This is a genomic window from uncultured Roseovarius sp. (assembly GCF_947259555.1).
Taxonomy (GTDB): domain Bacteria; phylum Pseudomonadota; class Alphaproteobacteria; order Rhodobacterales; family Rhodobacteraceae; genus Roseovarius.
This window is the reverse complement of record NZ_CAMYMD010000046.1, coordinates 16,152-29,507: the sequence shown is the minus strand read 5'-3', so window position 1 is coordinate 29,507 and position 13,356 is coordinate 16,152. Positions and strand designations below refer to the sequence as shown.

Here is a 13,356-nt window from a genome sequence, read left to right as displayed (position 1 = left end):
GAAAATCCCGATGGATCAGGCAACCCGGTAATGGTAGTCTTCGTCATGTGGCATATCCCTTTCTCTCCAGAGAATTGACGGCGTCTTGAACACCGCCATGATATGCCGCCCCTCAGGGGCCATCACAAACTTTCAGCTATATCTCTTAGGACACTCCAACCGCTGGCGTTTTCTCAAACGTCCTCCAGCGTTGGCCGCGTGTAGGTTTCGAGGGCCTTTTTGAGCTCGCGATGGCTTTTCGCGTAGTCCTCCACGGGAATTCCGTCCCGCGCCGCCTCTGCGGCCTGGCGCAGGGCGACAACTCCGGCACCTGACCCATCAGGATGCCCTTGGATGCCGCCACCGGCGCAGAAGATGAAGTCATCGTTGCCCAGGACATCACGCGCCGGAGCCACCTGCCACGCCGTTTGCGCCGAGGAATAAACCGGCATTGTAGCATAGTCGGGCCCGCCGTCGGCAAAGACCGGCGCCTGAACCGAGCGTGCGGATTGGGCGACGATACTGTCAGACTCGGTAAACTTGCTGCCAAGACCGTTGACATGCAGGTGGTCCGCCCCGGCAAGCCGCCATAGTTTCTGCCACGCGGTAAACCCGATGCCGATATCGGGCGACCGGGAATACAGACCCCAACCGGCCCGGTGCCCGTGGATGACGTGGGACGAACGTTCGCGCACGGCACGCAGGCCCGAGATCCCGATGGAACTCATGCAGACCATGGCGCAGTTCGCACCGTGTTCGGTCAGTGTGTCCAGGTTGCGCCACATGGTGTCGATCTCATCCGTGATGTTGAAGGCGTACATGACGCGCTTTCCCGTGGCTGCCTCATGTTCGTGCAGGACGCGCATCACGGCCGCGACCCGGTCTGCAAGCGGGCAATGCGGTCCGTTGGCTTGCAGTTCGTCATCCTTAATGAAGTCGATCCCTGCCTCCGCCAGTGTCTTGACAAGGTCTGCCGTCTCATCAGGGCTCAGGCCGACACAAGGCTTGATGATGGTGCCGATCATTGGGCCCTCACTTTGGATCAACGCCGCACGGGTTCCAGTAGCGCCGAATTGTGGGCCGGGGTTGGTGTCGGCAAACTGCGACGGGAGGTCGAGGTCCAGCAGCCGGACGGCGGACAGTTCTGCCAGCTCGAAGAGGTTGCCCGCCACCGTGGACAGGAGGGTTGTCAGCGACGTGCCGAAATTCTCCAGCGGCCAGCTGATCCGCGCAATCGCGCGCTCGTACCTGTCGGCCTGGATACGGCAGGGCAGCGAGGGGCGGTCGGAACTTCCGATCACCTCAAGGCTGTCGATCCATGCGCCGTGACGTGCGCGGATTTCATCGGTATCATGGGCGACCTTGCCGAAAGTTCCGGTAGATTGCTCGCCAGCCAGCGCCTCCGCCCCGCGCGCGACGCTACCGGGTGATTCCAGCTCATAGGTTGCTGTTACGTATTTCATCTTGGACCTCCTCCATCACGGACCCAGCCGAAGTAATCCGCGCTGCCCATCTGTCCGCCTTTCAATGCAAGTTCCAGCCCGTCCATCGGGCCATCGGCGTGTGCCCGGAAAATCGAGGCACCCGGTATTGTCGGCGCGAGCACGGACAAGGCAAAAACGCTGAGCTGTCTCGTGGCGTGCCCCGACGTGTCGCCACCGGAGATCACTGCGCGGCGCAGGCCGGTGCGGGCCAGGACGGTTCGCAGAACGCGGCCCAACGCTTCGCCGATCCCTTGGTTCACCATGTTCATGTCCGCTTGAGCGTCAGCCACCGCGGTGCGAAGTCGGACCACAGCAGGATCGCCCGGGCCTTCCGCGGTGTGAATCAGCGGGTCACGCCCGCCTTCGACCGCAGCGACCGCAAGCTCGACCAGCCGCGATTCTTCGGCCGCCAGAGCATCCCCACCGGCACAGGCGGCAACCGCATCGAACCCGATGCAGGCAAAACCGTTCTCTCGGGACCAGGCGATCTGGTCCGCCGTCGTAGGCGAGACCGAGCCCGACACAGACACCATCCCGGCCGCGCGGCCGATGCTTTCCGGTGTTTTCACCGCAGCGAGATTTCCGGTTTCTTGCCAATGACGGACCAAGGCGTATTCGACACCCTGAGAGCCCACCACAAAGGCGTTGGTGTCACGACCGTCCCAAAGAATCCGCCCGGCATCGGCTTCGGATGTCCGGTCGAGACAGTCCAGACTGACCACGGAAATCCGGTCCGATTCATTCGTCTCGTAGCTGCAGAGCGATCTGGTGTTCGACAGGGCCTCAAGCGTCAGAGTTGCGCCGTCGATTCGGTCCGATTGCAGCGCGATGTGGCGGGCCACATCGGACTCCGCCATTGGTGTCACGGGGTGGCAGGACATGACGGGATGCCGGTCGAGCCGATGAACCTTCTCCCCATGGGCGGCGAAGAGATGCCCGAACGCCTGGTACCGCCGCATCTGCGGTGCGGCGACGAGCGCCGGAACCACCCGCGAACCGGTGAGGTCCGCGCCAATTTCTATTGCACAGCCAATTGACCCGACCTCGGGCGACGAGTCGAGCGTCGAACAGGTTTTGTAGTGCAACAACCCCGGCTTCAGGTCCGCCAGTCGTGTGAAGACTTCGGGCAATTGCGCCCGCATAGCCGCGGGAGGTTGCGTGCGCGCCGTCGAGGCGACGCCGACGCCACGCAAGCCGGGGTATTGGGCAAGCCGTTCTTTCGAAGGTGGTTCGAGGAACAGCATCGCGGGAAGACCCGCGAAGGCGAGCACCTCCATCGTGGCGGCGGCACCGGTGAAATCGTCGCCGTACCAGGCCACGAGCACGCCTTCGGGAAGGGCTGGCTCGGACCGGCTTGAAAGCGCTGTGAGCGGAATCTGAGTGGATGGGCTTGACATGATCATAGCATTAGTATCTCATCATACCAGTTGTCAAGAACATCCGCACAGCGCGGATTCGGACCCGAGAGGAGAAAAATGATGAAACTGGCCCTGTTTGGTGCGGGTGGAAAAATGGGGATGCGACTTTCCGCGAATCTCCGGAAATCCGCTGAATTCGACACCGCGCACGTCGAGGTTTCCGAAGAGGGCCGCACGCGGCTGAAAGGTGAATTCGGCGTCACTGCGGTCGAGGCCGGAGCGGCGCTGGACGATGCGGACGTGGTTGTCTTGGCCGTACCGGACACGGTCATTGGCAAAGTGGCGCACGGCATCATCGACCAGGTGAAGCCCGGCGCGATGATCTTCTGTCTTGACGGCGCGGCGCCGTTTGCGGGGCACTTGCCCGACCGCGAGGACGTGTCCTATTTCATGTCTCACCCCTGCCACCCGCCGATCTGGAACGACGAGACCGACCCCGAGGCCAAGAAGGACTATTTCGGCGGTATCGCGGCCAAGCAGGGTATCGTGAACGTCCTGGTTCAAGGCCCCGAAGAGCATTACTCCCTCGGCGATAAGGTCGGTCGGGCGATCTATGCGCCCGTTGCCCGCTCTCACCGCGTCACGCTCAAGCAGTTCGCCCTGCTGGAGCCGGGTCTGTCCGAGACCGTGAACGGCTCGCTCATGCTGGTACTGCGTCAGGCGATGGACGAAGTCATCAAGAAGGGCGTCAGCTATGAATGCGCCCGCGACTTCCTTCTCGGCCACATGAACATCATGGGCGCTGTCATGTTCGACGAACACAAGGGCGTATTTTCCGATGCTGCCAACAAGGCCATCGAATACGGCATTCCGGTTCTGATGAAAGACGATTGGAAGCGCTGCTTCGACGACGACGAGATCGCCGCCAGCGTCGAGCGCATCACCTGAACCTTTTCCAAGTCAGCCAGGACGGACCTTCGGGTCCGACACCTGCTTCCGGGCTCAAGCCCACCAACCCCGAACGCATGGGAGGAGACACTATGCGCACTTTCACCACCACCCTCTCCGGCATGGCACTTGCCGCGACCTTCGCCGCTACTGCGGTTGAAGCGCGCGAGATGAACATCGCCTTCACGCCACCGCTCAATTCGCATTACGGCGATGCTGGCAAAGCCTTCAAAGAGACGATGGAAGAGCTCTCAGGTGGGGACTTCACCATCAACCTGAAGCCCGCCGGCGCCCTCGGCGGCGAACGCGACGTGCTCGAAGGGCTCCAGATCGGCTCTATCGAACTGGCCATCAGTTCGACCGGCCCCGTGGGCAACTTCGTTCCCTCGGTCTACGCGCTCGACTTCCCGTTCCTGTTCGAAAGCTACGAGCATGCACGCGATGTTCTGGATGGCGAGATCGGGCAGGAATTGCTGGCCGAATTTGAAACCCACGACATGATTGGCCTGGCCTGGGCCGAGAACGGGTTCCGGCACATCACCAATTCCGTTCGTCCGATCACCGCACCAGAGGACCTGGAAGGTCTCAAGCTGCGGACAATGGAAAACCAGGTCCACATTGCGGCCTTCGAAGCGGCAGGCGCATCGCCTACGCCGATGAGCTGGACCGAAGTGCTGACCTCTTTGCAGCAGGGCACGATTGACGGACAGGAGAACCCGATCCCGGTCCTTACGGCCAACAACATGTGGGAAATCCAGGAGCACCTGACCCTGACGGGCCACGTCTATTCGCCCGCCGTCGTCGTTATGTCCAAGATCCACTGGGACGGGCTGACCGAAGAGGAGCAGGGCTGGATCAAGGAGGCGTCACAAGCCGCCGCCGATGCGTCCCGCGCAACGGTAAGCGCCAACGAGGAAAGCGGCATCCAGCTTCTGCGCGACAACGGCATGGAGGTCGTGGCCGACGTGGACAAGGCCGCGTTCGCCACGGCGGTACAACCCGCTTACGAACAATACGCAGACCAGTACGGCGCCGAAGTGATCGAACGGATTCGCAATTCCAAGTGAGTGCGGTCACGCGCCGCCCGAACCTCACGGGCGGCGCGTCTTCAACGGGAGGAGGACCCATGAACACCGTAGAACGCCTGTCTGGCAAGTTCGTCTCAGCTATTCACAACCTCGCGGCGCTTCTGCTTGCCGCGGCAGCGGCTCTCGTCTTTTATCAGGTGGTCACCCGCTTCGTGCTCGGTGACTCCGCCACCTGGACGGAGGTGCTGGCACGTGCCGTGATCATCTGGATGGTTTTTCTGGTGACAGGTCCTGCCTTGCGCTTGGGGCGGATGATCCCAATCGACGTGATCCGGGGCGCCATGCCGCGGCCGATCCAGATATGGCTGGTCCGCTTCGTGAGCCTGGCCATCGCCACCGTGCTGCTGGTGCTGATCTGGTACGGCTACAAGATGACAATGCGGGTCGTGGACCAGCAGGTCGCAATGATCAGCATATCTGTTGCATGGTTCTACGTTGCCGTGCCTGTTGGCTCAGCACTCGCCCTGATAGGCCTTTTCCTATCTCACCTCGACGCTGAGCGCGGCCATACCCGCCAGCTTGATGAGAACATCGACGAGGAGACGATGGAATGAACGCCGCACTCGCCTTTTCCCTGATCCTGTTTTTCATTCTGTCGGTGCCGGTCGCCATTTCCATCGCGCTGGCCTCAATTTTCGGGATTACCTTTTTCTCGAATCTGCCGCTGCTCGTGGTGCCGCAAAAGATGTTCACCGGGCTCGACAGCTTCCCGCTGATGGCCGTGCCCTTTTTCATCCTCGCCGGCAACCTGATGACCCGCGGCGGCATTTCGCACCGATTGGTGGACTTTGCAAAGTCGCTGGTAGGCGGAATGCAGGGCGGGCTTGCCTCGACCACGATCTTGGCATGCATGATCTTCGCCGCGATCTCGGGTTCTTCGGTGGCCACCACCTTTGCCATCGGGTCGATCCTGATACCCGCGATGGTCAAGCACGGATACCCTGTGCCCATGGCCGCCTCCCTTCAGGCATCATCTGCCGAGCTGGGTGTCATCATTCCGCCTTCGGTGCCGCTGATCCTGTTCGCGGTTTCCACCGAAACCTCCATCACCCAACTCTTCATTGCAGGTCTTGGACCGGGACTTCTTGTGGCAGGGGCGCTACTCTTGATGGTCCAGATCTGGTGTCGCGTCAAAGGCTACGGCATGCAGGATCGGGACGAACGCAAACCGATTGCAAGCTCTTTTCTGCACGCCTTCTGGGCTTTACTGATGCCTGTTATCATTATCGGCGGCATCTATGGAGGCATCTTCACTCCGACCGAAGCGGCAGCGGTCTCGGTCGTTTACGCACTCGTGCTCGGCCTGTTTGTGTATCGCGAAATGTCCTTTGCAGACCTGCCTGACCTTTTCCGCGGCGCCGCTGTCACATCGGGGGCCGTCATGCTCATCATTTCGGCGGCCGCACTCTTCAGCTTTCTGATCTCGCTGTCAGGGATGCCGAACGCCATCGGAGACTGGGCGCAGAGCGCCTTTTCGTCGCCCTGGAGTTTCCTTTTGGCCATCAACATACTACTTTTCGTCGTCGGCATGTTCATCGAAACAGCCGCTGCGATCCTCGTTCTCGCTCCCATCTTGACGCCGGTGGCCATAGCCTTCGGCATCGATCCGGTGCATTTCGGCGTGGTCGTTGTGGTCAACCTGGCACTGGGAATGTTCACGCCGCCGCTTGGGGTCAATCTGTTCGCCGCGGCACAGGTCGCGGAGCTGCCGGTGCAACGGATGTTCAAGAGCTTGCTCATCCCGGTTCTGACAATGATAACGGCACTTATACTCATTACCTACGTCCCGCAGATATCCCTTTTCCTGCGCGACATGATAACTTGATCGTACCGTGTCGGATGATCCATGATGAGGCGATAACCCGCCTCATCATAACTCAAAAACAGTGTAGAGAAACCAAGCCGCATGCAGAATGACTCGCCCCAAGATCAAGAGCCCATTCAACGGCAAAAGCTCTCCGACCTGGTCTTCGAGCGTCTTTGGAAAATGATCCAGACAGGCGCGCTCGCACCGGGCGACACCATCCCCTCCGAGCGCGCGCTGATGGAACGTTTCGGCACAGGCCGCCCCGCCGTGCGCGAGGCGCTGCAGATGCTCGCGCACAAGGGGCTTATCACCATTTCCCACGGGGAACGTAGCAAGGTGAACGAACTGACCGCCGAGGTGGCTCTTGGACAGGTTGACGACATCGCCAAGCTACTGTTGTCCTCTCGCCCCGCGAACATCGAACATTTAAAGCAAGCCCGCCGGATCCTCGAACGCGGGACGGTCGCCATCGCCGCGCGGGAATGCAGTGCACACGATGCCGAAATGTTGCGCGCTCTGGTGCAAAAGCAACGCACGCTGCTGGGGCAGGACCGTCCCTTCATCGAGGCGGACATTGATTTCCACGTCGCCATCGCCCGGATCACCGGAAACCCGTTGCTCGAAACAATCACGCGAACGATGTTGACGTGGTTGTTTGCCTACTACAAACCCATGCTCCACTGGGAAGGGCGCGAAAACACCACCCTTCGTGAACATGAAGAGATTGCAGAGCACCTGGCGCGACACCAAGCGGACAATGCCATCCGGTTGATGGAGGCGCATCTCAACCGTTCAGACCCTCTTTACACATCTGCAGAGTCGGAAGTGGGACTATCGGGCCGTCTACCAGATGATCAGGCTCATTGATCCTGATACAGTTTTCGGGGGTTCTATCGAGGTTTCATGTACCGAACGGCCCAGTCCGGACGTTCGCCACGCTCTCAAGCGCGGCAGCGCAGCTTCTTCAAACCGGCCGTTCGCTGATTGCTGTTCAACGTGGAGATCACAGAGAATTTATTCTGCCAGGCAGCGGGGCAGAGTTCGATCGACAAAGAGGCGAACTCAGATGTCGTGAAGTTGTGTGGTCTTTGTGCGGAGCAGGTCGGAAGACGGCCTGCCCCGGTCTGTCTGGCTCACGACCCTTTCGTGGCTACCGCCAAGCCAGTGCGCAAGAGGGAAAATGCGATAGCCGACGGATCATTTCACTGCGGACATTGCGGGCGGTTGCCAGCTTCCGTCCAGCGCAGCTTTCTTCGGCCAGTAGAGGCGCATGACCATGTAGATCGGACCATCTGGCGCCGGGAGCCAGTTCGACTTCATTTTTGCGTCCGTCGGTTCGTCCTTCTGAATATACAGCGTGAGCGACCCGTCCTCGTTTTTCTGCATGTCAGGCAGCATGGGCGAATTGATCAGATACCGGTCGATCGGATTATCAACCAGTAGCTGGGTCTTACCGTCATACATCGTCACTGACCAGAAGGCGTCCACAGGTGGAAACGCACCTGCTGGAAAGGTCAGGGTGTAGCTGTTGGTGCTGCCATCCATGTCCTTGCCGTCGCCGTCCTGCCGGGTCAGCGGATAGAACGCTTCTGCGGAATCGTTGCCGTAAAGTCCCACAAGTGCCGCGGCGGCCCGCATCAGGTAATCGTCCTTGAGCATGGCGCGGTCGCCGAACAGTCCTTGTGATATCTGCCAGCCGTTAACCACCTTGCCCACATCCGCCTTCTTGGACTCGGCCTTTTGCGCGCCGGTCTTCAATCCGTCAGCGATCGCGGATTTCACCTCGTCGGAAAGCTCGCTGGCGGGGAAAGGTTTCCCGGCCTCTATCCCTATCCTGGCAAACCGTTCGCGAAGCGGCTTTTCGACTTCGGCTTCGCCGATGGGAGGAGCAAACTGAAGGATGAAGGCGAGATAGCCCAGCGGGTCCCTCTTCGCGGTTTTCGTGTCGAATTTCATCCAGTCCACGGCCGGAGCCGCCGCCGGCGCTTTAGTTTTCGCGAAATCGGATAGCGACGAGACCTTGTATCCCTTTTGCACCGCCTTGGCGTCATCAAGGTCGGAGGGGCCGAAGACCTGAGTGCGGAAATTCGCGAAACCAAACTCGGTGCTGGAGCGGATGACCTTGTCGATATTCTCCGGCTTCTCACCGCTCCAGTGCGGACCGGCAATCGCATAGCAGCCGGCGCCATTGCCGGTCGTCCGGCTGCCGATATAGCCGAAATTGTAGGTATAGAGGTTGACCAGTTGAACCGAGTAGTACCGGGACTTGTCAATCTCGGGCACGCAGATGACCACTGGCTCGGCCCGCAGGTCCATCCAGATGAAGGAATAGATCGTGTCGCTGTTCGGCGTGACGATGGCGGTGTCTTTCGGCGAGGCCAGGCTGGCCTCGTTCCTGATCTGGTTGAACGGCGCCTTGTACTGGCTGCTGTTCTGATCGATCGCGAACTGGTACATCACGCTGTAGTTCATCAGCATCGGAAGGCCGTAAATTGCAGCATCCTCGGCGATGCCCTTGGCTTCCTCATGTGTCACGGCTTGCTGAGCGGCAGTCTGGGCCGGCAGAAGCCCGGTGGCGGCAATCCCGAACCCGATCGCCAGGGCCGAAAAGTGTTTGCGAAATGTCATCGGAATACTCCTGTGATCTGCGAATTTCCCTGCCTGGGCCGGCAAGGCGGCCGGTTTCTCTCCCAACGCGGCGATCATTGCTTGACCGCTTCGACCGAGGGGAACACGAAACTGCCGCCGAGGATCGCCTGCTCCGGCTCGTAAAGGCGCACCCCGTAGTTCCAACCCTCCATGATCGGCAGGCAGTTGACGCGCCCGTCATCGCATCCGCCGAAGTTGATGGTGATCGAGCCATCATCGTTCTTGGCGGCGTTCACGCTGTTGAAATTGTAAGCGTCCTGTGGGTTCTTCTGGAAATAACCCTTGTCGTTGTAAAGGCTCACCGACCAGAATGCCCGAACAGGCACATCCTTGGCCGTCAGCTGGTACTCCTCCACCGGCAGCCCGGGATTGACGTTCAGGTAGAAGGCGTGTTTCAGCGGCAATCCGCCGAAGCCGACCGCAGTACCGATGAGATGCCCGATTGGCGTGGTGTCTTCCTTCGATCCGAACCAGCCCTTGGAATCGGGCACGCCCTTGCCAAGTTCCAGAAGCGGTTCGAGCGTCGCCTTGTAGCTGGCCATATCGTAATCCGGCGCGACAAAGGGTTTGGCCGATTTCGCCTCGACCTTGATCCCATCCTGCAAGGCGTGAACCGCCGTGATATCGTCGGGCGAATTGGAATCGACCAACGTGCGGATGCCGATCCACACATGGTCGGAACCGAATTTCTCCTTCGTCAGTTCGTGAGTTCCGGAGTCAAGGTACACGGCATTGATATAGTTGTCCTCGTTGACGACCATCATCGAGCGGTAACGCTTTCCGGCGTCCGGCAGCGTGACGGTGGCACCTTCGCTGATGTCAACGACAATGAAGCTGTAGAGGGTATCACGGTTCATCCGGATCGTTGGCTGATCGTCGACGGGCACCGGCTCGCGTTCGTTCAGGACATGGTTCACCCCGCCCGCCTGTTTCTGGTAAGTCGTGAACTGCATCGCGGTCTGGGCGGTGATGTAGTTCATCACATTAACTTTCACCGCGTCGGCCTGGGCGGCCGCGCCGGCAAGCACCAGGGCGCAGGCGCCGATGGTGGCGCGATCAAGCGCTCGCCTCCATGGGTTGCAACATTTTCTCACCGAGGAGCCCTCCAGAAATGGGGTGGCCGTCCTTTGGGCGACGGCAGACTGAGCAGAGTCGAACTGTTCCGTCCCATCTTGGACTTGCCCGGATGTCGGGTCTTACCATTTCCCGCCAAGTTCGCGCCTCCGAAGGGTGGAGCGCGGATTGGTCAGATCAAGAACGGATTTTCCCCTTCGCGCTTACGAAACTCGCTCGGCGTACAGTCGGCCCAACGCCGGCACGCAAACGAAAACCCTGCTGCGGCGCCATATCTCGGTTGCCCGAGATTTCCTGAACAGGGAGATCCGTATCGACGAGCAGTTGCTTGGCGGTCTCGCACCGCGCATAGCCCAGGAGATCTCGAAACCGGAAGCCTCGGTGCCACAAACTTCGCTTAAATGTGCGCAGACTGATGCTGAGTTGGCCGGCCACATCGCCAAGGCTCGGCCGGTCATGCAACGCCGCCTTGTCAGAAAGTTGTACCAGCAAGGCGACGTCACGTGGTATCTTGTCCTTGGATGCAATTTTCATGCTACCCTGACGGCATTCAGTAAAAAAATATTGGCTGAATATGCAGAAGGAAAAGTCGATGGTCCGACCTGTTCCCGCCATTTGTACCGCCGGATACCGGGCGGGGCTTAATAGCGGATAGACCAATGCGCCAAGTTCCCTTGGTGAGGGCCGCCCATCTCAATGTTTATCTCGCCGCGCTGCGCGAGATCGGCGCGCCCATTGACGGATATCTGAAGTGCGCAAATTTGCCCGCCACGGTCGAGGAAACGCCGGATTCTTATCTCAGTGTCCCGCAGGTCCTCGCCTGCGTGTCCGCCAGCGGCTCCGATGCAGCGATGGAACTGGGGTTTGTCGCGGCGCAAAGCGCAACGCTTGAGGAATTGCGGCCAGAGTTTCAGCGCGCCATTCTCGATGCCCCGAGCCTGTTTGCACGGTTGAAGACAATAATGACACATGCATCCCGGGAAGACGGGGCACTCGTCACCGGAATAGGATACGAAGGTGCTTACGTGCGCGTCATTTGTGATCTGGCGGGGTTCCATCGGAGTGCGGCGCTCGCCTATTCGGAATGGCTTCAGGTCCAGGCGGTCATCTCGATTGTTCGAACCGTAGCAGGCTCGGACTGGTGTCCCGAGGAAATGACCTTCGTGTCCCGGCGAAAACCTCCGGATTCAGCCTGCGATGCGTATCCCAATACACGCATTCTGATGAACAGCCCGCAGACCTCGGTTCTGGTCCCGCCAGCGCTGATCGGCTTACCATGCCCACCCCTTGATAAGACGGTCGACGAAACCGGCAATCTCATGGCATCGCCGGATGGCCTGCCAAACGCGCGCGAGGCAATTCGAGAAATCGTCAAGGCTTACCTGCCGGACCGTCCCCTCCGAACGGTGGAGCTTGCAAATATCCTCGGGACAAGTGAGCGCACGTTGCAACGCCACCTGGCGCGACAGGGGCTGACATTCCATGGTCTGGTGGCCGAAGCACGATACCAGGTCGCTTGTCAGATGCTCGCACAACCGGATGCCAAAATAATCGATATCGCGTTCTCCGCGGGCTACAAGTACCCGTCGCATTTCACGCGCGCCTTCCGGCGGGTCGCAGGCGTCACGCCGAGTACCTACCGGAGATCCCTGAAGCAGGGTTGAAGGCTTGGGCAGTCAAGATACGAGCCCATTGTTCTTTTTCGCGACAACTGCTTGGAAGATCTGAGTTGGACTGTGACCAGTCGACTGGACCTTCTGCACCTGTAGCAAGAGCGACCGGCAAGTAAGAGTCCATTGCCACGATGCGGCAAAATGCTCAATTTGACGCGATCCCAATGTCCGGTCCCACCGGTGGGACCGGATCAACCCAAATCTGCAGCGAAAGTCCAGTTTCCACCTTGCCGACACACACCCAGCCAACCCCATCATGAACCAATGAGTTCGAAGAGAACAAAGGCAACCTCAGACGCAAAAAGAAGGAAGCTCAGAAAACGCGCATTGACAGATTAGCGAACAAAACCGGCCTTGAGTGGACCTTTGATTGACGCACCTGCGCGAAACGCGGTCGAAGACCGCCGCGCATCGTCATGCCAGAGGCATGCCTCCGGCATGACGCCGCCCCCCCGGCGCGGCGATTTGGCTACAACCTGCTCTGCGCTCTGATGTTTTTCGGGCTTAGCTGGCATAAAGCACTGCCGAATGAGCGTTGGGTCGCCACACCGCGGCACGACGATGCGCGGCTCACGTCAATGGCAGATCCAGGCCAGTCGTTGCAGTTTCGACGCCGAGCCCTCTAGGGTGGTCCCGACAGCATCAATCCGAAAGGGCCCGCCATGACCGCGACCGACAAGCTTCTGACCCGTATCCGGCAGTTGCAGGACGAGCTGGAAGAGGAGTTTGCCCGCCGCCGCGCCGCGTTTCGCTACGGGTTCGAGAACGGGCGGGTGGTGTTCGAGACCGAGGTCCGCCGTCGTCACCGTGAGATGCGTGTGCGGCTCGGCACGTTTCTGCGGCAGACCCGGCCGCTGACGGTGATCACCGCGCCGGTGATCTACAGCCTGATCGTGCCTTTCTTGCTGCTCGACCTGTTCGTGACGATCTATCAGGCGGTTTGCTTTCCGGTCTATGGCATCGACAAGGTGCGGCGCGCCGATTTCATCCGGGTGGACCGCCATCATCTCGCCTATCTCAATGCGCTGCAAAAGCTGAATTGCGTCTATTGCGGCTATGGCAACGGCCTGATTGCCTACGTGCAGGAAATCGCAGGGCGCACCGAGGCTTATTGGTGTCCGATCAAGCACGCCGCGCGGGTTGGAGCCCACCATGCCTATTATGCGCAATTCGTGGATTATGGCGATGCAGAGGGGTTTGCGGAAGGGCTCGCGGAGTCGCGCAGGCGGATCACACGCCCCGGCCTGTCAGGGATAGAACCGAGGGAATAGGATCTGCGCGGCGTGCGGCGCAGGG

Annotated in this window: 12 protein-coding genes; 7 read left to right on the top strand and 5 right to left on the bottom strand. The window is 60.0% G+C overall.

All coding sequences use genetic code 11. From position 1 onward, the window contains the following. Nucleotides 1-173: 173 nt before the first annotated feature. Entirely contained in the window at nucleotides 174-1,442 is a 1,269-nt protein-coding gene (locus Q0X85_RS07890; RefSeq protein WP_297771153.1) for a ribulose-bisphosphate carboxylase large subunit family protein, read from the bottom strand. Further along, entirely contained in the window at nucleotides 1,439-2,860 is a 1,422-nt protein-coding gene (locus Q0X85_RS07885; protein WP_297771151.1) for a four-carbon acid sugar kinase family protein, read from the bottom strand. Before Q0X85_RS07885 ends, Q0X85_RS07890 begins: the two co-directional genes overlap by 4 nt. 81 nt (nucleotides 2,861-2,941) lie before the next feature. On the opposite strand from Q0X85_RS07885, the gene Q0X85_RS07880 reads away from it, so the two are divergent. From Q0X85_RS07880 to nanR, 5 genes are all read left to right on the top strand, one after another. After that, complete coding sequence (locus Q0X85_RS07880; RefSeq protein ID WP_297771149.1) at nucleotides 2,942-3,769, top strand: phosphogluconate dehydrogenase C-terminal domain-containing protein; 828 nt, start codon at nucleotides 2,942-2,944, stop codon at nucleotides 3,767-3,769. A gap of 92 nt (nucleotides 3,770-3,861) precedes the next feature. Then, a complete protein-coding gene (locus Q0X85_RS07875) occupies nucleotides 3,862-4,836 on the top strand; it encodes a TRAP transporter substrate-binding protein (protein WP_297771147.1) in 975 nt (324 codons plus the stop codon). A 59-nt stretch (nucleotides 4,837-4,895) separates the two neighbouring features. Further along, nucleotides 4,896-5,411, top strand: coding sequence for a TRAP transporter small permease (locus tag Q0X85_RS07870; protein ID WP_297771146.1), 516 nt, complete (start codon nucleotides 4,896-4,898; stop codon nucleotides 5,409-5,411). Next, on the top strand, nucleotides 5,408-6,682 hold the full coding sequence (locus Q0X85_RS07865) for a TRAP transporter large permease (protein ID WP_297771144.1): 1,275 nt from the start codon (nucleotides 5,408-5,410) through the stop codon (nucleotides 6,680-6,682). Before Q0X85_RS07870 ends, Q0X85_RS07865 begins: the two co-directional genes overlap by 4 nt. A gap of 81 nt (nucleotides 6,683-6,763) precedes the next feature. Then, a complete protein-coding gene (nanR, locus tag Q0X85_RS07860; RefSeq protein ID WP_297771142.1) occupies nucleotides 6,764-7,531 on the top strand; it encodes a transcriptional regulator NanR in 768 nt (255 codons plus the stop codon). Nucleotides 7,532-7,861: 330 nt separating this feature from the next. Here nanR and Q0X85_RS07855 read toward each other — a convergent pair whose 3' ends face one another. The 3 genes from Q0X85_RS07855 to Q0X85_RS07845 form a co-directional block, all read right to left on the bottom strand. Beyond that, nucleotides 7,862-9,370, bottom strand: a complete 1,509-nt coding sequence (locus Q0X85_RS07855) for a DUF1254 domain-containing protein (RefSeq protein WP_297771140.1) — start codon at nucleotides 9,368-9,370, stop codon at nucleotides 7,862-7,864. Then, nucleotides 9,367-10,341: a DUF1214 domain-containing protein gene (locus tag Q0X85_RS07850; RefSeq protein WP_297771138.1), complete on the bottom strand. Its 975-nt coding sequence runs from the start codon at nucleotides 10,339-10,341 to the stop codon at nucleotides 9,367-9,369. Before Q0X85_RS07850 ends, Q0X85_RS07855 begins: the two co-directional genes overlap by 4 nt. Before the next feature lie 223 nt (nucleotides 10,342-10,564). Further along, nucleotides 10,565-11,047, bottom strand: coding sequence for a hypothetical protein (locus Q0X85_RS07845; protein WP_297771136.1), 483 nt, complete (start codon nucleotides 11,045-11,047; stop codon nucleotides 10,565-10,567). Here Q0X85_RS07845 and Q0X85_RS07840 point away from each other — a divergent pair. Next, nucleotides 11,047-12,051 carry an AraC family transcriptional regulator gene (locus tag Q0X85_RS07840; protein ID WP_297771134.1) on the top strand — a complete coding sequence of 335 codons (1,005 nt, stop codon included), beginning with the start codon at nucleotides 11,047-11,049 and terminating at the stop codon, nucleotides 12,049-12,051. The genes Q0X85_RS07845 and Q0X85_RS07840 overlap by 1 nt on opposite strands. Before the next feature lie 671 nt (nucleotides 12,052-12,722). Beyond that, nucleotides 12,723-13,331, top strand: a complete 609-nt coding sequence (locus Q0X85_RS07835; RefSeq protein ID WP_297771132.1) for a hypothetical protein — start codon at nucleotides 12,723-12,725, stop codon at nucleotides 13,329-13,331. Nucleotides 13,332-13,356: the final 25 nt, after the last annotated feature.